The organism is Oceanicoccus sagamiensis (assembly GCF_002117105.1).
In the GTDB taxonomy this organism is placed as follows: domain Bacteria; phylum Pseudomonadota; class Gammaproteobacteria; order Pseudomonadales; family Dasaniaceae; genus Oceanicoccus; species Oceanicoccus sagamiensis.
The window spans coordinates 579344-605778 of record NZ_CP019343.1; the positions used below are offsets into that span (position 1 = coordinate 579344).

Sequence of the window (26435 nt, forward strand, 5' to 3'; positions counted from 1 at the left end):
GCTACGCCAATCACACAATGGAGTAAGCACCATCCACAACCAACTCGGTACCGGTAACAAATTGCGAGGCATCGGCGGCAAGAAAGGCGATAACACCGGCGACATCTTGCGCTTCACCCCATCGCCCCATGGGAAACAAAGTGCCTACCATTTTATTTCTCTCATCGGCATCGTCTACCAGGCCCAGTTTCTCGGCATCCTTTGCGGCACTAAGCCCCAACTCAGTATTGACGGGACCAGGGTGTACGGAATTAACGCGAATTTTTGTCCCCATACGGCCCAGTTCAACCGCCATGGCTTTGCTCATCATACGCACCGCACCTTTTGACGCACAATAGGCCGAATGCATAGGGCCTGATATTTGCCCGAAGATAGAAGACAGGTTAATAATGGAACTACCCGCCGTGGTCTTGCCTGACTCCGCCATTAACTCATAAGCCGCTTTGCAACCGATAAAAACACTGTCGACATTGATCGTCTGCTGCTTTTTGAAATCTTCATAACTGCACAGGGCAAAGGGAATATTCATCATGATACCCGCGTTGTTGACCAACACATCCAACCGTGAGAACTGCTGTTTGCACGTTGCAACCACTTTTTCCCAATCAGCTTCACTGGTCACATCGTGTTTGATGGCCATGGCCTTGCCATTAGACTCAAGGATTTTAGCGGCGGTGGCTTCGACACCCGCCTTATCAATATCGGTGGCTACTATCGTAGCGCCCATATCGGCCAGGTCGTAAGCACACTGCTCACCAATACCTTTAGCTGCACCGGTAATAACAATGACCTTTCCTGTTAAATCAAAATTTTGCATAGTCACTTCTCCTCGATTCTTGTAGGTTTTTTTGCTTTGCTATTGTGAATGCGCAAAACGTTCTCTGAGCTCACGCTTTAATAACTTACCCGATGCATTGCGTGGCAGCTCATCAAGGTATTCATAGCGTCTTGGAATTTTATAGCCCGCCAACTGATCGCGGCAGTACTCAATCAGTTCTTCATCTGAAGGTGAGCTAGCCTGTTTTTTTACACAAACAGCCACCACCGCTTCACCGTATTTTTCATCCGCTAATCCAATAACGGCAATATCAGTAATATCGGCATGGGACATCAGTACATTTTCCACTTCTGTGGCATACACATTTTCTCCACCGGAAATAATCATATCTTTCAGGCGATCTTTAATAAAAATATAGCCTTCTTCATCCATATAACCGCCATCGCCGGTGTAATACCAACCATTCTCAAACACGGCGGCGGTTTTATCCGCTTGCTTGCTATAACCTTCCATAAGAAACGATGAACGCACGGCAATTTCACCGATCTCTCCCCTTGGCAGCTCCTTACGGGTTTCTGAGTCAACAATATTGACTTCGGCAAACGCGGCAGCTCGGCCACAGGAAAGCAATAATTCCGGGCGACCATTGAGCGCTTTATGATGATCATCAATGGTAAGAATAACGGTGGAGGCAACGGACTCGGTCATGCCAAAGCCTTGCTGAAAGTTACATTGAAAACCCTCCATCGCCCGCCGTAATACATCGACTGTTATGGAAGACGCGCCGTAAAATATTTTTTCAAGGTGAGAGAAATCGTATTGCTTAAGATTATCTATGGATGTCAACACCGCCAGTATCAATGCCGGAGGCAACATCACTTCAGAGATTTTTTCACTGACCAGGGTCTCAACTAATTGCAAGGGTTCAAATTCTTTTAGAATCACCACGGGACGCCCCATGCACAAAGCCACAATACCGTTACATAAAGCCGCCGCATGAAAAATAGGAGCAACGATCAAGTGGGGTTTTCCAGCATCAATACGCGGTGGGATCAATATCGAAGAGACAATAAAGTTGGCTAGCTGTTGTTGCGTCACCATCACCCCTTTGGGGAAGCCTGTGGTGCCGGAGGTATACATCTGGTAAACCACAGTGTCTGCTAATGGCTCAAAGGTCACTACGGTATCAGGGCTATCAATACCTATTGTTGTTAAACTTTGCCAACGACTATTGCTGGGCTTATCCTCTGTTTCTATATCCAGACGTACAAAATGATTGAGTGAAGTATCAGCAGCAATGGCATCGATATTGGCACAGAGTTCGTCACTTTCAGAAAAAATAATTTTTGCTTCAGACTGCTGAAGAATATAAGCAATTTCCTGCGGGGCTAAACGATAATTGATGGGCACATAAACAGCCCCCAACTTCATGGTGGCATAAAGCAGGATAAACTGTTCAATACGGTTATAGCTCATGATGGCTACGCGGTCGCCGCCGGTGATACCGGACGCTGACAAAGCCTTCGCCAAATTGTCCGCCTGCTGCTGCCACTCACCAAAGCTTAATATCTGCGAGCCTTGCTTTAATGCCTGCTTGTCGCCACTAATACGGACATAATAATCCAGCATTTCAATGGCGGTTATGGCGTTTTTTCTCACTTTTTTCTCCATCGCTATCAGCGATTCCACGTTACTTAATGCTGTTTAATGGCCTGCAAAACAAAAAAAGCATTGTTTATCTTCTGAGGCTATTGTTACTTTACGACCAATGGGCTCTGGCTGCCTGGGTAATAGTGACGCCAAGGTCTGAGCGTCACCGCTGGCCACTTTTGCCAACACTCGCTGCTGTGTGTTTTCAACTCTTGCAACAACACAAGCTGTATCGGGCTGGCCTTTTGCATAAATCAGACAATAACTTTCGATAATGGCCTCGCCGTTATAGTGACTGAGAACCTCTACTGTCTGCTGTTGATCAAGTGCCTGCTGCGCTGAATCAGGAGACGCTGGCTGCCAGTGCGGCACCGCTGTGGTTGAGTAAACCCCAACCGATTGTTTCGAGAGAAAACCGCCATTGGCACTGACCAGACCAAATTCACCCGGTGCTTTGACTAAACGCTCACACATCTCGGCGATGGCATGCAAACTATAGTTATTGCCCGCGCCACCAAAACAAGGCAAGCCGCCCGTAATCGTTAGGGGTTTTTCACCCTGCCAATCAATGCCCAAGGCATCACAGGCCGCTAATACGGCAATGGGGAAACAGCTATAAAGATCGAGCAGCGCAATATCTTCCACCGTCTTATCCGCCATAGCCAAAGCATGCTGGGTCGTTGCTTTAATCGCATTAGACCCACTTAGGTCGGGGCGCTGTGAAACATGGCTATCTTCAGCATCGGCATAGCCGTGCAGGTAAACCCACTGATCTTCAGCAATACCCAGAGACTTCGCTTTGCCGACCGACGTCATCAGCACGGCTGCGCCTTGATTAACCGCATCCTGTGCGACTAACCATTTGTTATAGGGGGTATTCACCGCAAAGTTATCTTTTGAAGGGGTTTTTAAAAAATCCTGGTCTCTGGCAATAGGAAATTGCGCATAGGGGTTGTTCGCCGCGACCTGACTAAAACTGGCAATCATTTGTGCCATCAATGCCTGATGCTGCTCTACCGTTAAGCTGTGTTTATAGCGCCAGGCATTTTCAAATAAGGCGTAGGTGTGTATCGGATAGTTAATATGGTGAGCGCGTTCTAAATCTGTGGTTAAGCGCTTAACGCCCTTATCTTCACATTGATTGTCCAACTGCTCAGACCAATCCAATGGCCATTGATTACGCAGCGCCATTTTCATCGCGCCGGTGGCTTCGGCGCCACAAATAAGCGCCATTTGAGAATCGCCGGCATAAATTGCTTCCGCCATCTCGTTCACCAGCTGCTGTGGACTCTGCCCACCCACATGGCCATAAATAAGCCGGTCTGGTTTCGCGCCTATACGATTGGCTACCGACAAAGGCGGGTTATTGCTGGTACCAAAGGGGTGCTGGCCTTCGGCTCGGTTGTCTATCATTGATCTGACTACGGCCAAGGTGTCGATCTGACTGGCAAGCTCTTGCTCTTTATCAATAGCTTGTAGTGCCGCCTGACTCGCCAATGCTACCGGTGATAACACTTGCTCAGCGGTGCTGATGTCTCTTTTCACTACCTGACCAAAACCGATTAACACCGGCGTATTCAGTGACACCTCACTGGTAGTCATCGAAGTCGTGTTGGTTGTAGCTGTTGCCATCATCACTATAGTCTCAATTTAAATCGGCTTAATCGCATGACCGCCATCTACGGGCAATAAAGCACCGTTAATAAACGAGCTTGCATCACTGGCCAATAACAGTAACGGCCCATCTAATTCTTCTAATTGCCCCAAGCGCCCTGCTGGCGTGCGCTTAATATAGTTAGCGCCACTTTCAGCATTGAAATAATCGTCATTTAACTCGGTTAAAAAGTACCCGGGGCACAAGGCATTGATACGAATAGGATGATTAGCATGTGTCATCTCGGCAGCCATGGTTTTGGTCAGCTGGGCAACCGCCGCCTTAGAGACGTTGTAGGGCACTTTTGCCAAGCTTTCACGCAAGCCGTAAAGAGATGAAATATTAACAATGCAGCCGCTCTTTTCAGTTTTTATTAAACGCTGGCACATTTCCTGCGCAACGATCCAGGCACCACGCAAGTTGACACCCATGACAAAATCCCAATCTTCCAGTGTTACCGATGCCAACAGTTTTGTATCACCACTGGCTCCAGCATTATTAACCAATACATCAACAACACCGACTTCTGCTTCAATTTTTTCATAGCCTGCACGGATACTTTTTTCATCCTGAACATCCATTGCCACGGCAAAAGCTGAACCACCCTGCTCTTCGATACTAGCCACTAATGCCTCAAGCCTGTCTACTCGTCTGGCGGCCACTATTACTGTCGCTCCAGCGCCAGCCAGTACTTTGCTAAAATGTGCGCCTAAGCCACTGGAAGCTCCGGTGACTAGTGCAACTTTATTTTTTAACAACGAATCATTAAACATCAGCGCCATAACCTCATTGCGCCTTAGGCTTTACTATTTCTGCAATCTCGGCTTCATCATAGCCAAGCCCCATCAAAATATTTTTACTATTCTCCCCAAGCATGGGTGCATCAGAGCGGACACTGGCCGGCGTTTCACTAAACTTTACCGGGTGCTTGATACTGTAATAGCTGCCCACTTGAGGGTGCTCTCGCGGCGTGAAGAAACCTGTGGCCTGCAAGTGTTCGTCGTGACGAACCTCGTCCAGACGGTTAACTCTCATGCAGGGGATGGTATTGGCTTGCAACAGGGTTAACCACTCATCGGTGGTTTTGCTGGGGGTAATGTCATGCAACATACCGTAAAGAATACCAATATGTTTGGTACGCTCGGTATAGGTGCTAAAACGAGGGTCTTCGAGAATACCCTCAACGCCCGTCACACTCATAATCACTTTCCAGTCATTTGCCGAGTAAGGCACTATAGAAATATAGCCGTCCTGAGTTTGATACGGTTTGCGATTAGGGTCGATGGAACGGGTGTAAGCCACATCACCGGTAGCTGGTTCAAAGGTGTGTTCATAAAGATTTTCAATCATATTAAAAGAGGTAAAGGCTTCAAACATCGGCACTTCTACAAATTGCCCCTCGCCTGTGCGCTCGCGATGATAGAGCGCAGCTATGGTGGCGTAAGCGGCATGTAGCCCCGCTGTTTTGTCAGCGATTAATGAAGGCACATATCGGGGCGTGCTGTTGCCATCCACCCGCGGCAGCAAATCAGTAAAACCCGCTGCCGCCTGAATAACATCGTCATAGGCTACACGGCCACCATAAGGGCCATCGGAGTCAAAACCGGTGCAGTGCACAAAAAGTATATTGGGATTAATCGCTTTGACTAAGTCATAACTCAAACCCAAACGCTCAAGCCCGCCCATGCGCACATTGGTATAAAACACATCGGCATCGACCAACAGTTTTTTCATAGCGCCCAGCGCCGCCGGGTTGGACAGGTCTAACTGAATGGATTGTTTGTTGCGATTAAGGGCCATATAGATGGGGCCCATGCCCTTCACCGGTGTGTTGCCAGGCAGCCGCATCACATCGCCGGAGCCGGCTTCAACTTTAATCACCTCAGCCCCAAGGTCGCCAAATATTTGGCCACCATAAGGACCGAACACCACCGTGCTCATCTCGATAACTTTGACACCCGCCAGTGGGCCAGATTTTTTATTCGTACTTGTACTCATACTCTATCTCTCAAAAAGCAGCTCAAATAGCGGCGGTTTTTTAGTGCGGCTTACTGGCCTTGCCAGTTGGGTTTACGTTTTTCAACAAACGCCTGAATACCTTCTTTAAAATCTTCAGAGCCAAGAATTCGCTCTCGTGTAGCACTATCCAGTGACATGGCTTGCTCAACACTGTCGTATTTTAAGGTTTCATTAACTGTGGCCAGCGTCACTTCAACCGACAACGGCGCGCAGGCAATGATCTTGTTGGCATAGTCGATAGCGGCTTCAAGTAACTGCTCCTGTGGTACCACTTTATTAACAAAGCCCATCTGCTCACCGCGCTCTGCGCTGATAGGGTCACCGGTGATCATGGCCGCTACGGCTTGCTTAAGGGGAACTTGACGCGGCAGGCGATGCATACCACCGGCTAAAGCGGCTAAGCCCACTTTGGGTTCCGGCAAGGCAAATTGGGCATGTGCTGCGGCAACGACAATATCAGTCGCTAATGCAATCTCGAAACCACCGCCGAAAGCGAAGCCATTAACGGCAGCAATAACGGGTTTCTTACGATCATAAAAGGACGTTAAACCAGCAAAGCCTTCGGCGGGTTGTTTGCGTTGTTCCGGTGTGGCTGTTGCAGTAAATTTCAGGTCATTGCCGGAACAGAAGGCTTTGCTACCTGCACCGGTGAGAATGGCAACACGCAGCTCCGGATTAGCTTCAAAGTCTCGAAAAACTTGCGCTAACTGCGTGTTAGTTTGTGGAGTAAGGGCATTCATGGAATCTGGGCGATTGATGGTCACGAGCAAAATATTGCCACGCTCCTCAACCAGTACCGGTGATGAATGACTACTTTTCATAAAATTATTTCTCGATAGTATTAAACGAAATGATGGCTATCCTCTCAATATCGTCTCAATATCGCCTCAATATCGTCTCAACTGAGTGGATAGCTTTTGTGAACGTTAACAATGAAAATCCGAGGCCAGTCTCCAGTACCAGCCTCGGATAAGGGATAAGAAACGCTTTATAGAGAAAGTCGCTCCCAATGAACCCGACGCTAGAACCGAATATTAAATTCAGCTCTCATCAGGCGTCCGTCACCCTGCAATAGCTGCTCGTCTCCCAAACCAAAATCTGCTATGCCGCGATCAACGGCATAATCTTCATCGGTAATATTGTCCACGGCCACTGCAATATCCCAGCTCTCACTCACCGGTGTATAGGTGACTCTGGCATTGACTATCCCGTAGCTACTCTCATCAACCTCATTGGCCCCATCAAAGTAATAATCATCGGTGTAGTTATACACGGCGAACCAGTTGAGATTGCCCCCTAGAAAACCGTGCTCATAATCCACTCCCAGCGAGAGAGTATTCTCGGGGGCGAAAGCCAGGTCATTGCCGTCCAAGTCGCCAGAACTGAACTCTGCATCAAGAAAAGCATAAGTGGCCATTAAGATCAGGCTACCCGTAGGGTTATAGCGGGCCTCTAATTCCACACCCTGGGTTGTTGCATCACCGGCATTATCAATCAGGACTCCGGCCCCTGTTACTGTCTGCATTTGGAAGTCTGAGTAATCGGTGTAGTAGATGGAGCCATTAAACTGTAGTCGATAGTCAAGCAAGGTGGACTTGAGCCCAAGCTCATAGGCGATACTGGTTTCGGGGTCAAAGGCAGGAACGCTATCTCCCACACCATCTCCATCGGAATCAACTGGGCTGAAATTAAAACCACCGCCCTTGTAACCCTTGGCGACACTGGCAAAAAGCATAGCGTCCACACCCACATCATACTGCGCTACAAGACGAGGGGTTACCTCACTCCAGCTTTCGTCTTCGCATACGGCGCCTGCAGTGGGTGCAGTAACTTCAATATCGTCAACCGGCACATTGCTGCAAAAGTCCTTTTCATCCTGGCTCCAGCGAAGACCGCTAGAGATAGAAAGATCTTCTGTCGCATGCCAGGTGGCATCAATAAATGCACCGTAGGAATCTGTATCGGCGCGGTTTTCCAAGCGGCTTAACGCGAGGGTCCCAAATCCAAAAAGCGTATCATCAATAGCGAGTTCACCCGGGACTGCGTCAAGCTCCTCGCTGTAGTAACTCACACCGACAAACCAATCCAGTTCATCCCCCCAACGGTTCAATCTAAACTCTTGATACAGTGTGTCTGCTTCTCCTTCTTGATCGAAAACAGCGTTCGCACCCCCGGTACCGAAAGGGCCAAAGAAGGCAGCATCAATTAAAGCATCGGCAGCAGTGCCATCAAGGTCTTCCCGGAACTGGTTGGTGCCTGTACGACTATCGGTGATAGACGTAAATTCCATATCATCATCCAGCTCCCATGTCAGGTTCAGGCCAGCACCCTGGTTTCGTGCCAGTTCGTAGTCCGGCTGACTGGTTTCGGTCAGGGCATATTTATCGGGAAACTTTTCTCCCGGATCAGCGGTATTAAAGTCAGTACTGTAGGGGCTAACATAATTGGAATCAGCCTCACTGTAGTTTAGCCTGAGCACAGCCTCCAGGCTGTCAGTAGGGTTCCAGCGCGTCATCAACCGCACACTGTCTCTATCGGTAAAAGCCTCTGTCCCATTACTCACATCTTCTCTTTGCCCCTCAATGCGATCACCGGCATAGGCCAACCTAAAGGCCAGCGTGTCGCTGACTGCCCAGTTACCCACAACATCCAATTTGCGTTGCCCCTCATCCCCGGCAGCCACACCCAACTCAAGGGTAGTTACATCCTCTGGCGTATTGGACACAATACTGATGGCGCCAGCCGAAGCATTACGGCCAAACAATGTTCCCTGAGGGCCCTTGACCACCTCAACCCGATTGACATCAAAGAACGCACCCGTGGCAAAAGTATTCCTACCGATATAGGCACCATCAAAGAAAACACCTACCGAGGGCTCTGAACCGATGCTCCAGTCATTACTACTGATGCCACGCAGCGCCCAAGTGTTGGTCGCAAGCCCGTACTGTGAACCGGTCAGCCCCGGTATCATCGGGATCAGATCGGTAACGACGGTGGCATCCACCTTAGCCAGCAGCGCATTATCAACACTGCTAATGGCAATGGGCACGTCCTGGACATTTTGCATTTGCTTCTGTGCGGTAACAATGATCTCTTCAAGTTGAGCATTGGCCGATAGGGGGGAAATCACAGCAGTAATGGCAGCGGCAATTAGCGTTTTATTCATTCTTTTCATATCAATGATTCCGTTAAGGTAAGTTTGAACCATAACCAGCTCAAGCAACAAAGCAGCAATTAGTATACCTTTAATATATTAGTATACTATAAATAGCCTATCAACTATTCATAGCAAGAAATTTGGAAGTGGTTAGATTAAAAATGTCAGGAAATGCTTTTTAAATATCTAATGGCTATATTGGATAGCGTGTTAAAACATAGCTATCACCCTGTATAACAGGGCGATAGCATTAAGCCTGTTGACCTAAAACTCGTAATACAGCTCAACGCCATACATCCGGGGCTCACCATCAGCGGCCACCTGCAGTGTTTCCACATCACCGTAACCAAAGTCAGCAGCAGTGGACCCCAAGGCCGCGTTCATATACTTTTCATCGGTTAAATTCCTGCCAAACACGGCAATACTTAAGCCCGAGTCAAGCATCAGTGCTGCACGTGCGTTAACCAACTCGTAGCCATCGGTTGGAACGAAGTCATTGACATAGTCAACATTCAGCACCTCTACGCCATCCGTGTAAGAATAGTTAGTGGTGAACAGCCATTCACCATAGCTTTGCAGCAGGCTATAACTGAATGTGAAACCATACTTATATTTCGGCGCATCTTGTTGAAACAGCGCTTCATCATATTCAAAGTCCAGATAGCTGCCGAAACCACTCACCATCAAACCTTCAAGCAGTAAATAAGACACTTCAGCTTCGAAGCCCTGAATGGTGGCGTCACCCAGGTTATAGACGAAGGTCGACACACCGATAATCTCCGAGTATTGATACTCTGAATAGTCCGTATAAAAATACGCGGCATTAATTCGGCCCCGGCCATTCTCTGTGTCGTACTTGATACCAACCTCGGTATCCAACACTTCCTCAGGGTCAAAGGGGGCTAGTGAATCTACTGTCTCACCACCAATCGGTAACACGACCTGACCACCACCGCGGATATTTTGTCCCCCCGCTCGCTGGCCCAAGCTATTTTTGATATAGGCCATGCCCTTATCACTGAAAAACCAATCCAGCCCTACGGTCCAGGAAACATACTCATAATCTTCAGTTAAATCGGCCTCACACTCAGTAGCACTCGCCTTTACACCTTGCTTTGGGGTAAAGGTATTGGTGTCAGTTTCCCAACCAAAGGGACAAGCCAAAGGGTTAAGGGTAACCGCCTCCTTATCAAGGTTCTCACCATCGCCGTCAAACCATGCATATCCATCAATATTGCTGGACAATATGCTTTTTTCATCCTGGGTATAACGCAGCCCGAGTTGCGCAGAAAACTGCTCGTTGATGGCGTAAACCAGATGACCAAAGATAGACTGGCTTTCTGACTCCGCCGTACCGTCAAAGACAAAATCCGCAAAATCAATACCTTGCACATCAAGTGCGCTGGTATAATCACTCGCCTCTTCTTTGAAATAATATAAGCCCACCATCCATTGCAGATCCTGGTTCAGAGCATCACCGGAGAGCTGTAGCTCTACACTGTCTTGATCCCCAAATTGATCCAGCTCCGGGAAAGCAATATTAAGATTGGTCGCTGCTAAATCAAAACGCTGGTAAAAGCTCCATTCACGATGAGCCAGAATGGCTTTTGCAGTCAATGATTCAAACTCATTTTCCAGTGACAGGTAATAGCCCTCATTACTGGCATTGGCATCGGAAGGTACATAGGCAACACCGACACTACGATCGTTGTCGTACTGAATAAACTCAAAACCCGTCCATACATCGCCACCTCTTTGCCTTAGCAAGGTACCCACGTCGTTTGCATCCCAATAGTCACCGCCGGCTTCTATATACAGACTATCGGTCGCATCCCAGGATGCCGAAATTCTATAGGTCTCTGAATCGATACTGTTAAGCTCAACGTGGTCGGTCACCACCCCGTCTGGCCCCATAATGACTTGATCACTCCAGCCATCTCGTTGATTGTTACGAGCCGCAATTCTGATCGCTGCGCTGTCAGTCACTGGCAGGTTTATCGCCCCTTCAACAATCTGGGCGTCATAATTACCGGCAGTCGTCGACACAAACCCCGTAAGACCCGCGCTGGGATCAGCCTTTACCGTTTCAATCTTAAGCGCACCACCCGTGGAGTTACGGCCATAAAGTATCCCCTGTGGACCTTTGAGCACTTCTATTCCAGCGATATCAAACATCTCACTCATGGCCCCCTGGGCACGGCCCAGATACACACCATTGAAATAAATACCCACCGATGGATCAAGGGTGACTGCCGTAGAGTCACCCTGTATCTGCCCTCGAAGTTCAATAATGGGGCTCGCTGAGGCACCTTCAGAGGGATAAATATTCAATGACGGCGTCATCATTTGTATATCCTGGACACTGACCAAACCGAGGTTTTTAATCATCTCAGGGGAAAAGGCGGTGACGGCAACCGAGACCTCCTGCAATGATTCCGTCTTCTTCCGCGCAGTAACGGTCACCTCTTCCAGCATCAGGCCGGAGTCGCTTTGCGCCAGTGTATAGGGGGCTGCCAGTGTTCCACCCACTAATAAAGCGATTGCAGTCAGGGGGAAGGCAAAGGGATTACTTGCTCTCATTATTGTTCTCCAAATAAGTCTTCAACATTATTTTTTTTGTCTTTGGTAAAGCCATGGAGAGGGTATAGCCACCATCAGGCTCAAATCTTGAGGCCGATATTAGTATACTAAAAGAAATCATTCAATAGATTAGTATACTAATTTAAGGCGTTAGTCGTTTGTCGTAGTACTTGAAGTCTGGATGAGTATGTGGGAGGGCTATGCATTGCTGTCTCACAATTATTTCACTATTGCTAGCAGGCTCTTTGGTGGCGCAGTCTAGATTACATTAGGCGCATTCGGGACATGAATTTTAACTGGGTTTACGCTAACCATCCGGCAGTAAGCTGTCTATTTTTAGGGGACGGTTCTAACATCCCGTAGTCGTCCTCCCTGCATTTTAACGCCCCTAAAAACAGACAGCTCACTACCTTTTAGATCACGTATTCTTTGAACTTTTGTTGAAAAACCGATGTAAAGCCCTGCAATGGCGGTAAAAATCGTGAACGTGATGCTAGCCTTGTAGGGTGGAATATATTCCACCATCGGCCTGAAAATCATTAACGGCTGGTGGATTATAATCCACCCTACAACAGCATTTTAAGCTTAAAGCAGTGCCATTCGGGCCGGCCCCATGACCGAAGGGAGTGTTTTGGGTACAGGGATGGCTTGCAGCGTGTCGCACAAACTCCTACCCAGCACAGCTCGTTCCCAGCCCATGCAAAACTATGAGACAGCAGTGGATGGCTATGTGGGATGGGTATGTGGGAAATGCCTGAGCACTATCTCAAATGATATTTTCCTCAAGCAGTCTGTCCCGTACCGGCTGTAATTGTTTTTCGTAGCGACGCCAGCGCCCTATTGAACGGGTATGGGCGGGCTGCCTTACCTGCACAGCACTGGCGGTGGTAACCGCCGTATCCTGTTGGTGGAAATTGGCACAGACATCTTCCCATGGCAGTTGTAAGTAATTCATAATCCGTCGACCTTCCGTTTCCACATCAGCCGCTACCGCTTCATAGCGCACGTCAAGAAATCGGCCAGGGAAGCGCTGTCGCCAAAGTTCCATCAGGCGGTAGTAGCGCACAAAATGCTTAGCCATTGCTTCAAGATCGTAGGAGTGTGGATAGGCATCAGCAAATAATTGTTTATAGACCGAAAAACAAACATCCATGGGGTCGCGTACTAAGTGGATAATCCTGGCATTGGGCAACGCGGCCAGAATAAGCGGTAAAAACAGGTAGTTATAGGGCAGCTTGTCAACAAAATGGGGGGCGTCTCCCCTTAACCTGGCCGTGCTGGTCATATAGGCTGCGCCCAGCTTTTTTCCATCCAGACTTGCGGCCGACTCAAATAGCGACGCCGAGAATCGTTCACTGCCCTCATAGTTACTTTGCCGGCGCACCGCATTGCCAAAATGCATTAACTCACCCGCTGAATGTACCTGCGAGTGGGATGTGATAATACGCTCCACCAGAGTGGTGCCCGTGCGAGGCTGGCCGACAATAAAGATCGGCGCGCTGGTATCACAATAGTCAGATTGGCTCGCCAACCACTGTTCGGTATAGGTGTTTGTTAGTGCCTTAAACGTCTCTTCTTCCTGGGCATTGTCAAAGCTAATATGTTTGCGCCGTGCCTTGGCACCTCGCTCAAAATAACGGAAGGCCTGATCCCAGTTTTCCAGGTCTTCGCATTCCTTGCCTGCGCCATAACATAAAAAGGCTTCGGCTTGGCTTGGTATCGACGGGTCAGTCAACAGGTTTTCAATGCTCTCTATATGCTGGGTGTTATTCGCCTTAGCCAGCCCCGAGAGTAACCAATGAGCCTGCCCAATGTTGGGCGCAAGTGCCAACACTTTAGTCAGCTGAGATTTTGCCGCCTGCGTTTTACCTAGGAATATCTGGCTGCTGGCTAAGTTGACGCTAATAGACAAGTTATCGGGAGCTTTGGCAGCGGCTTTTTTAAACCACTGATGGGCTATTTGGTGCTCTCCCAGCATGGAATAACATGAGGCAATCACATCCTGTACCTCGGCTATATCGCCATTTTCATGCTTTACCGCCATGGCCAGGGCGTGATCGGCCCGGTTAATTTGCCCATTTTGCGCCTGCAATTTTGCAAGATGTGCCCATGCAGCTACATGCCCGGGATTGAGACGGGTAACGGTAGCGAAAGCCAGGGCGGCCTTTTTTCGATCACCACTGGCCAACCCAATCAAGCCGACTAAAAAGTGGGTCTGCTCATTGTTGGGCTGCTGTTTAAGTACCGCCATACAACAACCACGGGCCTCGTCTAACTTACCCTGCGACAGTGCCCGAAAGCCCCGCGCGATGACACTCTGGAGGGTTACTTGAGTTTGAGTATTAGCTGTAGTTGTAGTTGTAGTTGTAGCTGTCGTTTTAGTGGTCATAGTCAATGGCGCCTGGCTATCGCTTTTACCCAAACATCAGTTCAGAAAAAAAAGGGAGCCGATAAATCGACTCCCAAGGGGAAGTTAAACAATAAAACCGACGCTGTTACCGTTAAAAGCTGTAGCTAATATCAACACCCGCCAAGCGTTCCTGCGAAGGGCCAGCGTTGACAGGAAATCCAGCAACGCCACTACGCCCGGCAAAGGATTCTTCATCGAAAACGTTTTCAACATAAACGCTCACACTCCAGTTCTGCTCGCTGTTCCAGCCGGTACGCAAGTTAACAAAACCTACACTATCAACAGTGGCATTGTCTGAATTCTCACCATCGCTGTAGAAATCATCCTGCCAACTAAAATCCAGCGCGGCAAAAACTTCACCGCCATTAAGGGGGTAGTTAGCATTGATACCGCCGGAAACAGTCCACTCCGGGTTGAATGCAAGGCGATTGCCATCGCAGTTGCTACCACCGGGTTCTGCACACACATCCAAAGGAATATCGCTAATATCAGTTTCACTCCAGGCGGCCCCGATAAATAGACTCCAATTGTCATTAATAGCTGCACGCAGATCCATCTCCACACCCATGCCATCGACCTCGCCTATATTCTCAACCAGCGCTTTGCCGACTTCTATAATGACGGTTTGCAGATCTTCGTAATTGTAGTAGTAGGCACTGACGCCATACTTTACTTTACCGCCAGCAAGATCACCTTTGGCACCGATTTCGTAAGAAGTAATGGTTTCTGGATCGAAATCATCAAGCTCTGCATCTGGCAGGGCTACTCCACCTATCGAAGAGGTTACAGTGTCAGTACCAAAACCACCCGCTTTATAGCCCTCGGACACAGAGCCAAACAACATCAGGTCTTCGTCAACAAAGTAACGCAGCGCGATACGTGGTGATATGTCATCCCAATCCTGTTTGGACTTTACCGGAGCGAGCGTTATGACAGGCCAGACAAAGCCTAACCCAAAAATTTCGGTCTCAGCTTCCTTTTCATCATAGGTGTAACGCGCGCCCACGCTGACATCCAACTTCTCTGTTATCTGATAAGTCATGTCGGCATAAACAGCCCAGCCATTGTATTCACCATCAGTATCATTAGTCTCGAGTAAGCCGTTGTAGTAAGGGACGCCAAAATAAGGGGTCGCGTCCCCGACCTCGTTGCTTAACTCGGCTGTGACATCTTCCTCATAGGCACTTGCACCGACATACCATTTTAAGTCTTCACTGGTATCGACATTGAGGCGCACTTCCTGACTATAGTATTCCCCTGATTGCTCTTGAAGGTATCCAGCCAGTCCAACTGGCGTGCCGTCCCAGTCTTCCTGGTAGACCCAATCATGTTTGCTATAACCGGTAATGGAGGTCAGTGTCATTTCTTCATTGAGGTCAATATTGGCGGTTAAAGTAACACCCGTCACTCTGGCGTCATCCTTCCCTTGAAAATCGAGATTCGCCGTGCGGTCATCACCGGTAAAGCTGTTACCATTGGCATCCTGACCGATATAGATAGATCCATACTGCTTGCGCTCTTCGTGCTCAGCGGTCAGTGTGACATCACCCCAATCGCCTTGATTTTTGATCGACAAACGAACTGCATCGCGGTCGTGCTCACCGAGGTCATCGCCGTTATAGAGGTTTTTAACAAAGCCATCTTGTTCCGAATGAGAGCCAGCGATACGCATCGCCCAGCTGTCACCTAATGGTTGGTTATAGGCAAATTCTGCTTGCTGACGACCGCTCTCACCGGCACCTAAGCGAACATAACCTTCAACGTCCTCAAGATTAGGTTTCTCGGTAATGGTGTGCACAGCACCTGAAGCGGCATTACGGCCAAACAATAAACCCTGTGGGCCTTTCAAAACCTCAACGCGCTCAACATCGAAAAAGCTGGTTACCGCAGCGCCGTTACGGCCATAGTAAACACCATCTTTATAGATACCAATTGAGCTATCACCACCAATACCGAAAGAGTTGGTGGACACCCCACGCACTGATATGGTGTCGAGAAAACTGTCTGTAGAGTTACCGGATAAACCGGGAGTAAATGCCACTAACTGTTTAACATCGGTGAGTTTAGCCTCTTTGATAAAATCACCGGTAAAGGCAGACAGAGCAATAGGTACGTCTTGCAACGACTCTGACCGTTTCTGAGCGGTGACAACAATTTCTTCCAATAAAGCGGACTCTTTTTCATTGGCCGACAGCGACACCGGCGCCCCCACAACTGCCAGGGCTAATAAGGATTTGGCATACTTTGTAGCTTTCATCTGTCTCTCCAATCTATGTTTTTATTTATGGTCGTCAGTCATCAAGCCAATATTTCTGTTTTTCACGCTCTGGCAGCCGCTTTTTCTTTCTTATTGATTGATTAAGATTTATTTCCAATAACAACGTCATAATCCGTACACCAACCATTGACATGTCGATCGACTCGCCAAAACATGTCGAATGACATGCTAAATTACACCCATAACCATGTCAAGTGACAGTTTCAAAGATAACAGGAGATAAAATGGCCTCTAAGGTGAAGCGCCCCATGAAATTGCGCACGAAACCGGAGAAGTTGCGCTGACTGGCTGTCAGCATATCTTGGATAATAGGCTCTAGATCAACAGGCTTTTGTTGGTGACCGTCTTCCCAGTTTTACGAAAAGATAATTACCAATAAAATCAATGTGTTATCAATTTCGATGAATATTAAACAATCAATTTCTAACTCTCATTTACGAATTAAATTTGAGCTTTAAGAGAAATAACTATATATTTTCTCTCAAAGGAGAAAGTTATGTCCACTGCGCAGACCATTACAACCGAAGTGAAGCGCCTACCCTTAGGCGAGCCATTTGCCACTACCAGCTTTCTCAAGCTGGGGTCTCGTAGCGCCGTCGACAATTCACTTTCGCGCTTAGTTAAACAGGGGGTCGTAGAGCGCATTACTCAAGGCATCTACATTCGCCCAAAGAAGAATCGCTTTGTTGGAACAGTAAAACCTGAAATCAATAAAGTGATAAAAGTTATCGCTGAATCCAATGGCGAAACGATCCAGGTTCATGGTGCAGAAGCGGCTAGGCGATTCAAACTATCAACACAGGTACCTACCCAGCCTATTTATTACACCAGTGGCTCTACTAGAACTTTAAAAATTGGCAAACTGACAATCAAGCTCGTTCACGTTGCCCGGCGCAAATTACAGCTGTCCGAAAAAAAATCAGGTCTAGCCTTATCTGCACTATGGTATATCGGCAAAGAAAACATGAGTCGTTATACCGTTGAACAAGTATGCAATAAGCTGAACGCCACAGAACAAGAGGAACTTTTCTCTGCGGAAATGCCCGCATGGATAAGTAACGCCCTTCAGACCTATCAAAAGGAATATGCTATTGGCTGATCAATTTTTTCATTTGGATGCTACTGAGCAAAAAGATATTTTAGCAACACTTGCTACCGAGCTTGGCAGAAAATCCAATGTGCTAGAAAAGGATATTTGGGTCTGCTGGGCACTTAATGCAATGTTTACATTACCAGAGGGCTTACCAATGGCCTTCAAAGGCGGCACGTCTTTATCAAAAGTATTTACAGCTATTAATCGTTTCTCTGAAGATATTGATATCACCATTGATTACAGGGAACTGGCTAAATATCTCGATGACAAATTTGACCCGTTTGACGAAAAATCCTCAAACAGCCAAATTAGTAAATTTAGTGACCGCTTAAAAAAAGGCCTTAAAGAGTATGCAGCAGATAAAGTAATACCCCACCTCCAGAATAAAATTGATCTACTACCTACAAAGTCAGATATTTCAATCGAACACTCAGATGATGGTGAAAGCATATGGGTTCATTTTCCGTCGGTGGTTGAAGAAGAGGATGAATATTTAAAAAGCAGTATTCTTATTGAATTAGGTGGTCGTAATATTATCGATCCAAATGCCACTCATATGATTACTGCCGATATAGCAGAAAAGCTATCAGATCAAGAACTCGAATTCCCCGTGGCAGAAACAGTCGTGCTCGCCGCAGAAAGAACCTTTTGGGAAAAAGCCACACTTATTCATGCTGAGTGTAATCGCGGCACACTCAAAGCCAATGCCGAACGCCTCTCTCGACATTGGTATGATCTTTATCTACTCAACCAAACAACCATTGGTGAATCAGCACTCGCAGATATCGATTTATTGAAAGATGTCATCAAATATAAAAAATGTTTTTTTAGAAGTGGATTTGCAAATTATGACGCCTGTCTAACAAACACCTTTAAACTTGTTCCAAGCAAGGCCGTTTTGGACGAGCTAGAAAAAGATTACCGAAGTATGCGTGACATGATTTATGGCGATGCACCAGACTTTTCCACCATCATCACATCGTTAACTGAATTAGAAAAAACAATTAACGAACTCACTTAATCTGTATCGGGCTAGACTCGACCTGACACCATTGATTATTAGTTCATAGAAAATCGTACAGTCTGCTCTCCGCAGGAAAGCAGACATTGAAGATTATGAAATTTGGAAATCTAGCACTTCTGTTGTGTGCCATTAGCGGACTAGAGCAAGAATAAAAAAGGCCCCAAATGAGGAGCCTTGATAGCTTGAGTTATACAGTGTTACTTCTTACGCTTGATTCCAGCTAAGCCAACTAACGCAGAGCCAAATAACCACGCTGCCGCCGGTACAGGTACCGCATTGATAGTTTGTGAGGTCCAAACTCCCGTGACCAACGATCTACCTTCGTCGAAAGTGTTGCCGAATTCACCACCATTGCGGTTGGGATTACACTCCGTTTCAGCGCGATTGAGCAGAGCGCACTGTTCGTGCCTGGCTGTAGCTGAGCTTGGTGAAATGCTAATTGATTCCCTGATCCCTTCGGGGTCCAGATCAAACCACTCTTGGTTTTCCGAAAACAGGAGCATCTCGACACTGTCTATGGCACCGAACGCGTCGGTGGACACATAAAAATATTGGATCTGCGCCAGTGCATCCGATGAAGAGATAGTAACGGGCCCCGCACTGAATGAAAATGATTCAAATGATTCCGCTGTTAAATTGCCGTAATAGGAAGACCCTAAATCCGACACCACAAACGAACCAGTGATCGAGTCGGTATTGGTAAACGTTTCGCCTGCAGGTAGGATGTTGTTAACAACGTCCGTGAACATGTTTCCCTGGTAACTATACTCAACCAATGCGGAATGAGCACTTGTGGATAAAATTAATGAAAGTGTAACGCCCACTAGGGCTAGGGTTTTCTTCAGCATGAGGGAGTACTCCTGTAAGTTTTATAATTATGCTGTTTATTTTTGTACAGCCACTATGGACTATGCCCCCATCATTAGATAGAGCAAAGGTGTAAAGCTTTTCGTCGATATGTTATTTAATTTTGGTATTCGTCAATAGATACGAGGTATTGTCGGAAATGGTGGCAGTTAAATGCCGTATTGAGTTTTTGTAGAAACTACGGGTAAAAATAAAATAGTTTCATAAAGTAAATCTGAATGGCGCTGTGGAGAAATCAACTACTTACTACTATTCAATTCTAACAGTTGGCCTTAATGTCCGAAAAGGGTCAAACTCTGCCCAAATGGTGTTTTGGCACTAAAAGGCAATTTTTTGTCTGCTTTCCGACACAAATGAGACAGATGACCAGGTGCGCCTCCCCGTTCTCAATTGTCAGGCTCAATTCAGCCCTCAATAGCAATCTGTCAGATCAAGTTTGAGCTATTACACTTAATCACACCTCAATGCTGAAGGATGTGTCTGCGAATGTATCTCCTTCTGTGTACTCTTGATATCCGCATGTTCTGCCTATACTCCCTCACATTTACGAACATCAACGTTAATACCAGTAAGGTGCGCCTGGTTACTAATAACCTCATAGCTACCTATCCCGGACGGCGAAAGTAGGTTGGCATTAACGCCAGGGTAAGATTGCGCGATCGACATGCCATAACTCTGCTGATGTCCCCAGCCATGAGTGATCGCGATGACACCCTGCTTAAGGTCGCAATCTATTTATGGCTGTAAGTCATCAAGCCAATATTTCTATTTTTCACGCGCTGGCAGCCGCTTTTCCTTTCCTATTGATTGATTAAGACTCATTTCCAACAACAACGTCATAATCCGTACACTAGCCATTGACATGTCAACCGACTTGCTAGAGCATGTCATTTGACATGCTCAAAGATAACGGGAGATAAAATGACCTCTAAGGTGACGCGACGGGATTTTCTAAATGGGATGGCGATCACTGTGGGTGCAGGCATGCTGGCCCCTCCCCCATTATTCGGGCAGCCCGCGCCATCAGGGCTAAGCTCAACGGCACCCTACTACCCGCCAACACTCACCGGCATGCGAGGCAGCCATAAAGGCTCCTTCGAAGTAGCCCACGCACTGGCTTGGCAAGGCCAAAAACCGGCCCAGTTTCACCCACTGAACGAACACTATGACCTAGTGGTGGTGGGCTCCGGCATCAGCGGCCTTGCCAGCGCTTGGTTTTACCAGCAAAAAATGGGGGGCACTGCGCGCATTCTCATTATGGATAATCACGATGATTTCGGCGGCCACGCCAAGCGTAACGAGTTTCACTACGAAGGCAGAATGGTGCTGGGGCTGGGGGGTGCCCAAAACATCGATGGCCTCAGTGCTTATAGCGACGAGGCCGCCAGCCTGTTTGCCGATATCGGTATCAGTACGGATAACGCCGAGCAACTGGAGGCCAACACGCCAGACGACTTCTTTATGGGGGGTAAGACCAATGCAAAAAATGCTATGGCATTGCCCGGAACCGATGGCCATGTAACAGTGTCAGGCAACTGGTTGCGGTTTATGAACGGTGCCGAAGGTTATGAGGCTGCGGTTCGTGAACTCCCCCTACCCCGCGCCGAGCAGGACAAATTAATTACCTTTTTCAGCGGCGACCACGACTTTTTGGCTGAGTTCTCGCTCAGCGAAATGGCCGACTATTTAAATGCTACGCCCTATAACCAGTTTCTGACTGAACGCGTTGGCCTGGCCAAAGAAACCCTCCCCATACTCGATAACCTACTGCGCATTGTGGAAGGTTATACCGGCTGGAACCTGACGGTATTGGAAGCCTTCGGCCTTGGTGCTCCCGGCATCCGCTCCATTGGCTGGCTGGGTGATAAGCTCGGTGCATTAGCCTTAAAGTTTGCCGATAGCCTAGGTGAAACACAGATGTTCCCCGACGGTAATGCCTCCATTGCCCGGCTCTTGGTGCAAAAGCTGGTACCCGGCGTAGCACCCACGATGAAAGGCATGGAAGATGTTGCTATCGCCCGTTTTAATTATGGCGTATTAGATCAGAGCAAACAGCCTAACCGCATCAGGCTCAACAGCACCGTAGTGGGTGTGCGCGAAACCGAGGCTAAGCGAGTGCAAGTGGATTATGTTCAACAAGGGAAGGCACTTAGCGTCACCGCCGATCACTGCGTGCTGGCCTGCTACAACGGCCTGATACCTCACCTGTGCCCGCAACTGCCTGAGCCACAAAAAGAAGCTCTAAAGTATGGAGTCAAAACGCCTCACGTCTACGCCAATGTATTACTCAAAAATGGCCAAGCTTTCGACAAGCTGGGGGCTACCATGGTTCAGTGCCCGCAAGACCCTTTTCAAATTGTAAGCGTTGCACCCACCATGACCAACGGCGGCTACCAACCACCACGAGGGTCTGAGGATCCTATGGCGGTATATATGATGGGCGACCCCACTCCCGCACCGACGACTAAAGTGTCGGGCCGCGAGATGCTTCGGCGTGGGCGCTACAAAGTCTACTCAACGCCCTTCGCCAGCTACGAGCAGCAGATTCGCGATCAGTTACAAGCGCTACTGGGTCCCTACGGTTTTAACCACGAGACCGACATCCAAGCCATAACAGTTAATCGCATATCCCACGGCTACGCCTATGCCTATCTCGCGCTGGATGACCCCGAGTGGGCTGAAGGTGAGGCGCCACACGAGGTTGGGCGAGCGCAATTCGGCCGCATCTCCATTGCCAACTCAGACTCTGAAGCGCGCGCTTATATGGACGCCGCCATCGATGCAGCCTGGCGCGCTGTACAAGAGCAAACAGCCTGAGAATAGCCTTACTAATAACAACGATGCAGAAAACTGACGGAAAAAAAACCTATTATGAAAAGACGCCTCACAACAATCTTCACCACCTTTTTAGTCACCACATCCTGCGCCATGGCTGAGAAAACAACACCACAGCCAACGCAGCATTTAACCGAGCAACAAAGACAACGGTATTTTAATCATCTGGAGTACGAATACGGCAACCGAGGGCGAACGTACATCGGCATGCGTAAGATAGCAAAATACGCAGCGGGGTCGGAGCGAGGAGAATTCTTTCAAGCCTATTATGAGATGGAAGTGATCAACCAACAAATTCTCGGGCATATGCAAAGCGAGCTGGGCGTCGACTACGAGGCGAATTGGTTTATTCGCAGCGGGCTTCATATGTTCAGCTATTTGGGTTGGCGCTTTGTTAGCCCACAACAACTGATCGACGTCATTATCCCCTACATGCCCAAACTAGAGGAAATGGAATCACTTGCCAGCCCCGAGCATAAAACTTTCTTCGCTTACATTGTCGCACAAGAGCAAGCACAACTGGATGCCTGCCGCGCTGCGAAGCATAAGAGCTGGGATAGCGGCGCCGAGGTCTTTAGAGACTTTTTACCGCAGGCTAAGGCCGAGTTACAGCGATTGCTAAACAGTTCAAACTAAGATTTTATATTGTCTTACCGGAAGGTTTCACCCGCGGATAGTTTGTCTTCCACAATGTGTGGGCAAACAAAACGCTCGCCATATTGTGCCGCCAGCTCACCACAACGCGTTTGGAATTTTTCCAGGCCGTAGGTATTAACAAACTGGATAAAACCACCGCTCCAGACAGGTGCACCAATGCCCATAATAGAACCGACATTACCATCGGCAACCGTTCGTAAAACATTGCTTTGCAGGCACTTAAGCGTTTCAATCACTTGGCGGAATAACAGTCGATCCTTGATGTCTTGATCGGACATTTCAACGTCCGACCGATAGAACTGATCAACCAGCTGCGGCCATAGTGTCTTACCACCATCGCTGCTGTAGTCAAAGTAGCCACCCTTGTGGTGACGGCCACCGCGACCATTCTCAACCGTAAGGAAGTTAATGACTTTACGCAGAGCGTCTTGCTCACCCCACTTGTCCGTTACGCCCATATCAGCCCAAGTCTCAAACGCCTTGCGCGACAGCTCTTGGCTGACTTCATCGTGAACCGTCAACGGGCCTACCGGCATACCCATCGCCTTGCCCAGATTATCCACTCGAACAGGGTAGACGCCTTCTGTCACCATGCGCGCAGCTTCATCAAAGTAAGTGCTAAAGGTACGAGAAGTAAAGAAACCCAGAGAATCGTTAACGACGATAGGGGTCTTTTTGATTTGCTTGGTGTAATCAAACGCTTTTGCCAGTGCGACATCACTGGTGTTATCACCGCAAATGATTTCAACCAACGGCATCTTATCAACAGGAGAGAAGAAATGAATGCCAATAAAGTTTTCAGCCTTACTGGACGCCTCGGCTAACTGTGTAATCGGCAAAGTAGATGTATTGGAACCCCACACACCGTCCTGCGCCAGGAATTTCTCAGTCGTTTGGGTAATCTTGTTTTTCAGTTCGATGTTCTCGAAAACCGCTTCGATGATCAAATCACAGCCCTGAAGATCATTGTCATCAGCGGTGGGTTTAATTAAAGCCAGAACCGCCGCTTTCTTTGCTTCACTCATGCGGCCTTTGGCGACGCGTTTTGCCAACAGATTTTCTGAATAGGCCTTGCCCTTTTCTGCAGATTGCTCAGAGATATCCTTTAGAATCACTTCAATGCCCGCCATCGCAGACACATAGGCAATGCCCTGCCCCATCATGCCGGCACCCAATACGCCGACCTTCTTAGTCAACTGTGGCTCAATAGCCTGAGGGCGAGAAGCGCCGCCATTGACCTTGTTCATCTGAAAGAAAAAGGTATTGATCATATTTTTGGCTTCAGGTGTCACCGCCAAATACGCCAGCCCGCGACTCTCGATGGTCATAGCAGCATCAAAATCAAGACGCGCCGCTTCAACCGCACAGTCCAGAATCTGTTCTGGCGCAGGCAGTAATCCGCGTGTTTTCTTCGCCAGCATGGCCGGGGCGGCCATGATTACCTGAGCCAGTTTTGGTGAGTTGGCAGCGCCACCAGGTATCTTGAAGCCCTTAACATCCCAAGGTTGTACCGACGCGGCTTGATTGCCTTTTTGTTCCAGAATATAAGCCTTGGCACTGGGGATAAGCGCCTCTAATGAATCGACCATTTCATGGATCATGCCAGCTTTAAGTGCTTTCTCGGGCGTCACTTTTTTACCTTCCAGCAGGAATGGCAGAGCATTTTGTAGACCCAACAGATTCACCATGCGCACCACGCCACCGCCACCGGGTAACAAACCCAGGCTAACCTCTGGCAGACCGAGCTGTACCGATTTATGGTTGTAAGCAATGCGGTAGTGAGTTGCCAAACAAATTTCAAAACCACCGCCCAGCGCCGCGCCATTAATGGCCGACACAACCGGTACCGGTAATTTTTCCAGGCGGCGAAAATCCGCTTTCATAGCTTCGATGGAATTAAAGAAGTCTTGCGTCTGCGCAGGCGTTGTCGCCAACAGACTGTTCAGATCCCCCCCCGCAAAAAAAGTTTTCTTGGCTGAAGCCAATACAACACCCGTTAAACCTTGTTCTTTTTCTAACCTCTCCACCGTCGCTTTCATTACGGGATTAAATTCGGCACTCATCGAGTTAACCGGGCCCGTCATATCCATGGTGACGGTGACTATGCCGTCAGCATCTTTTTCATACTGGAATATACTCATGTCTTTTCCTGAATTCTGTTGTTAATCTCGATCACTCTCGATCACTCTCGATAGATAGTAAATAGCTGCTTTTACGCTTACACACGCTCAATGATGGTAGAGATACCCATACCACCGCCGACACATAAAGACAGCATGGCGCGCTTTAAACCACGGCGCTCAAGCTCATCGAGCATGATGCTGACGAGCATCGCACCGGTGGCACCCAGCGGGTGACCCATGGCAATGGAACCGCCGTTAACGTTGGTCACTTCATGGCTGATGTCGAGATCTTTCATATAGCGCATGGCCACTGAGGCAAAGGCTTCGTTGATTTCCCAGAGGTCGATATCAGAGGTTTTCAGACCGGCTTTATCGAGGGCTTTTTGGGCTGCAGGGCCAGGGCCTGTCAACATGATGATGGGGCAGCGGGCCAGTACGGCCGTTGCCACAATACGACCACGAGGTGTCAGGCCCAGATCTTTTCCGGCTTTTTCGCTGCCGATAAGCACCGCCGAAGCACCGTCGACAATACCCGATGAGTTACCCGGCGTATGAACATGGGTGACTCTTTCCAACGAGTTGTACTTGCGCAAGATAACGTCGTCAAAACCAACACTGCCTATCATTTCAAACGAGGCTTTCAAATTGCCCAATCCTTCCATGCTGGTGTCAGGCTTAATAAAGTCGTCCCTGGCCAAAATGGTCAAGCCATTCTTATCCAGGACTGGCAAGACTGACCTGTCGAAGTAACCATTATCACGGGCGTAGCTAGCACGTTGCTGCGACGCCAGAGCGAAGGCATCCACATCTTCACGGCTGTAGCCGTCCAGGTTGGCGATAACATCGGCGCCAATCCCCTGAGGCACAAAACCCGTCTTCAATTGAAAAGCCGCGTCACCAGCCATCGCTCCACCGTTGGAGCCCATAGGCACACGGGACATACATTCAACACCGCCGGCTACGACCAAATCTTCCCAGCCTGATGCCACTTTTTGCGCGGCAATATTGACCGCCTCAAGACCTGAAGCGCAAAAGCGATCCAGCTGCACTCCGGCAACAGACTCATCCCAGTCGGCATTCTGGACGATCATCTTGGCGACATCGGAGCCCTGCTCACCCACCGGTGTCACACAGCCCATCACCACATCATCCACGTAGGATGTGTCCAAGTCATGGCGGGCCTGCAGGCCTTTTAATAAGCCAGCGCCCAAGTCAATCGGTTTGACTTGGTGCAAGCTGCCGTCTTTTTTACCCTTGCTGCGAGGGGTACGTACGGCGTCGTAGATATAAGCGTGATGAGTCATCGTATG

General features: G+C 48.4%; 17 protein-coding genes. 4 read left to right on the forward strand and 13 right to left on the reverse strand.

Annotated elements, in window-relative coordinates; translation table 11 throughout:
* Positions 1-10 precede the first annotated feature (10 nt).
* From BST96_RS02610 to BST96_RS02660, 10 genes are all read right to left on the reverse strand, one after another.
* Positions 11-817: an SDR family NAD(P)-dependent oxidoreductase gene (locus BST96_RS02610; protein ID WP_085757191.1), complete on the reverse strand. Its 807-nt coding sequence runs from the start codon at positions 815-817 to the stop codon at positions 11-13.
* Positions 818-856: 39 nt separating this feature from the next.
* Positions 857-2437, reverse strand: a complete 1581-nt coding sequence (locus BST96_RS02615) for a long-chain-fatty-acid--CoA ligase (protein WP_169713877.1) — start codon at positions 2435-2437, stop codon at positions 857-859.
* A gap of 45 nt (positions 2438-2482) precedes the next feature.
* The gene (locus tag BST96_RS02620; protein WP_240554929.1) at positions 2483-4063 is read right to left on the reverse strand and encodes a thiolase C-terminal domain-containing protein; all 1581 of its coding nucleotides are present in this window, start codon (positions 4061-4063) and stop codon (positions 2483-2485) included.
* A 15-nt stretch (positions 4064-4078) separates the two neighbouring features.
* Complete coding sequence (locus BST96_RS02625; protein ID WP_206045387.1) at positions 4079-4864, reverse strand: SDR family NAD(P)-dependent oxidoreductase; 786 nt, start codon at positions 4862-4864, stop codon at positions 4079-4081.
* 4 nt (positions 4865-4868) lie between these two features.
* Positions 4869-6080 (reverse strand): CaiB/BaiF CoA transferase family protein, encoded by a 1212-nt coding sequence (locus BST96_RS02630; RefSeq protein ID WP_085757194.1) that lies wholly within the window; start codon positions 6078-6080, stop codon positions 4869-4871.
* 50 nt (positions 6081-6130) lie between these two features.
* Positions 6131-6922 carry an enoyl-CoA hydratase-related protein gene (locus tag BST96_RS02635; RefSeq protein ID WP_085757195.1) on the reverse strand — a complete coding sequence of 264 codons (792 nt, stop codon included), beginning with the start codon at positions 6920-6922 and terminating at the stop codon, positions 6131-6133.
* 200 nt (positions 6923-7122) lie between these two features.
* On the reverse strand, positions 7123-9276 hold the full coding sequence (locus tag BST96_RS02640) for a TonB-dependent receptor (RefSeq protein ID WP_085760460.1): 2154 nt from the start codon (positions 9274-9276) through the stop codon (positions 7123-7125).
* 246 nt (positions 9277-9522) lie between these two features.
* Positions 9523-11838 carry a TonB-dependent receptor gene (locus BST96_RS02645; protein WP_085757196.1) on the reverse strand — a complete coding sequence of 772 codons (2316 nt, stop codon included), beginning with the start codon at positions 11836-11838 and terminating at the stop codon, positions 9523-9525.
* Positions 11839-12604: 766 nt separating this feature from the next.
* The gene (locus tag BST96_RS02655; RefSeq protein ID WP_085757198.1) at positions 12605-14227 is read right to left on the reverse strand and encodes a tetratricopeptide repeat-containing sulfotransferase family protein; all 1623 of its coding nucleotides are present in this window, start codon (positions 14225-14227) and stop codon (positions 12605-12607) included.
* A 112-nt stretch (positions 14228-14339) separates the two neighbouring features.
* Entirely contained in the window at positions 14340-16505 is a 2166-nt protein-coding gene (locus BST96_RS02660) for a TonB-dependent receptor (RefSeq protein ID WP_085757199.1), read from the reverse strand.
* 517 nt (positions 16506-17022) lie between these two features.
* On the opposite strand from BST96_RS02660, the gene BST96_RS02665 reads away from it, so the two are divergent.
* Positions 17023-17625, forward strand: a complete 603-nt coding sequence (locus BST96_RS02665) for a DUF6088 family protein (protein WP_085757200.1) — start codon at positions 17023-17025, stop codon at positions 17623-17625.
* Positions 17618-18640, forward strand: coding sequence for a nucleotidyl transferase AbiEii/AbiGii toxin family protein (locus BST96_RS02670; protein ID WP_206045388.1), 1023 nt, complete (start codon positions 17618-17620; stop codon positions 18638-18640). Before BST96_RS02665 ends, BST96_RS02670 begins: the two co-directional genes overlap by 8 nt.
* Before the next feature lie 200 nt (positions 18641-18840).
* On the opposite strand, the gene BST96_RS20630 is transcribed toward BST96_RS02670, so the two are convergent.
* A complete protein-coding gene (locus BST96_RS20630) occupies positions 18841-19491 on the reverse strand; it encodes a VPLPA-CTERM sorting domain-containing protein (protein ID WP_085757202.1) in 651 nt (216 codons plus the stop codon).
* Positions 19492-20431: 940 nt separating this feature from the next.
* Between BST96_RS20630 and BST96_RS02680 the strand changes: the two genes are divergently transcribed.
* On the forward strand, positions 20432-22327 hold the full coding sequence (locus BST96_RS02680) for an NAD(P)/FAD-dependent oxidoreductase (protein ID WP_085757203.1): 1896 nt from the start codon (positions 20432-20434) through the stop codon (positions 22325-22327).
* A gap of 54 nt (positions 22328-22381) precedes the next feature.
* Entirely contained in the window at positions 22382-22981 is a 600-nt protein-coding gene (locus BST96_RS02685) for a hypothetical protein (RefSeq protein WP_085757204.1), read from the forward strand.
* Positions 22982-22995: 14 nt separating this feature from the next.
* On the opposite strand, the gene BST96_RS02690 is transcribed toward BST96_RS02685, so the two are convergent.
* Positions 22996-25143, reverse strand: coding sequence for a 3-hydroxyacyl-CoA dehydrogenase NAD-binding domain-containing protein (locus BST96_RS02690; RefSeq protein ID WP_085757205.1), 2148 nt, complete (start codon positions 25141-25143; stop codon positions 22996-22998).
* A 77-nt stretch (positions 25144-25220) separates the two neighbouring features.
* Positions 25221-26429 carry an acetyl-CoA C-acetyltransferase gene (locus BST96_RS02695; protein WP_085757206.1) on the reverse strand — a complete coding sequence of 403 codons (1209 nt, stop codon included), beginning with the start codon at positions 26427-26429 and terminating at the stop codon, positions 25221-25223.
* Positions 26430-26435: the final 6 nt, after the last annotated feature.

What these genes read in the sequence shown, in the direction of transcription:
- BST96_RS02610 (WP_085757191.1), bottom strand. Translation starts at nt 817, where the DNA reads ATGCAAAATTTTGATTTAACAGGAAAGGTCATTGTTATTACCGGTGCA.
- BST96_RS02620 (WP_240554929.1), bottom strand. Translation starts at nt 4,063, where the DNA reads ATGATGGCAACAGCTACAACCAACACGACTTCGATGACTACCAGTGAG.
- BST96_RS02625 (WP_206045387.1), bottom strand. Translation starts at nt 4,864, where the DNA reads ATGGCGCTGATGTTTAATGATTCGTTGTTAAAAAATAAAGTTGCACTA.
- BST96_RS02630 (WP_085757194.1), bottom strand. Translation starts at nt 6,080, where the DNA reads ATGAGTACAAGTACGAATAAAAAATCTGGCCCACTGGCGGGTGTCAAA.
- BST96_RS02635 (WP_085757195.1), bottom strand. Translation starts at nt 6,922, where the DNA reads ATGAAAAGTAGTCATTCATCACCGGTACTGGTTGAGGAGCGTGGCAAT.
- BST96_RS02640 (WP_085760460.1), bottom strand. Translation starts at nt 9,276, where the DNA reads ATGAAAAGAATGAATAAAACGCTAATTGCCGCTGCCATTACTGCTGTG.
- BST96_RS02645 (WP_085757196.1), bottom strand. Translation starts at nt 11,838, where the DNA reads ATGAGAGCAAGTAATCCCTTTGCCTTCCCCCTGACTGCAATCGCTTTA.
- BST96_RS02655 (WP_085757198.1), bottom strand. Translation starts at nt 14,227, where the DNA reads ATGACCACTAAAACGACAGCTACAACTACAACTACAACTACAGCTAAT.
- BST96_RS02660 (WP_085757199.1), bottom strand. Translation starts at nt 16,505, where the DNA reads ATGAAAGCTACAAAGTATGCCAAATCCTTATTAGCCCTGGCAGTTGTG.
- BST96_RS02665 (WP_085757200.1), top strand. Translation starts at nt 17,023, where the DNA reads ATGTCCACTGCGCAGACCATTACAACCGAAGTGAAGCGCCTACCCTTA.
- BST96_RS20630 (WP_085757202.1), bottom strand. Translation starts at nt 19,491, where the DNA reads ATGCTGAAGAAAACCCTAGCCCTAGTGGGCGTTACACTTTCATTAATT.
- BST96_RS02680 (WP_085757203.1), top strand. Translation starts at nt 20,432, where the DNA reads ATGACCTCTAAGGTGACGCGACGGGATTTTCTAAATGGGATGGCGATC.
- BST96_RS02685 (WP_085757204.1), top strand. Translation starts at nt 22,382, where the DNA reads ATGAAAAGACGCCTCACAACAATCTTCACCACCTTTTTAGTCACCACA.
- BST96_RS02690 (WP_085757205.1), bottom strand. Translation starts at nt 25,143, where the DNA reads ATGAGTATATTCCAGTATGAAAAAGATGCTGACGGCATAGTCACCGTC.
- BST96_RS02695 (WP_085757206.1), bottom strand. Translation starts at nt 26,429, where the DNA reads ATGACTCATCACGCTTATATCTACGACGCCGTACGTACCCCTCGCAGC.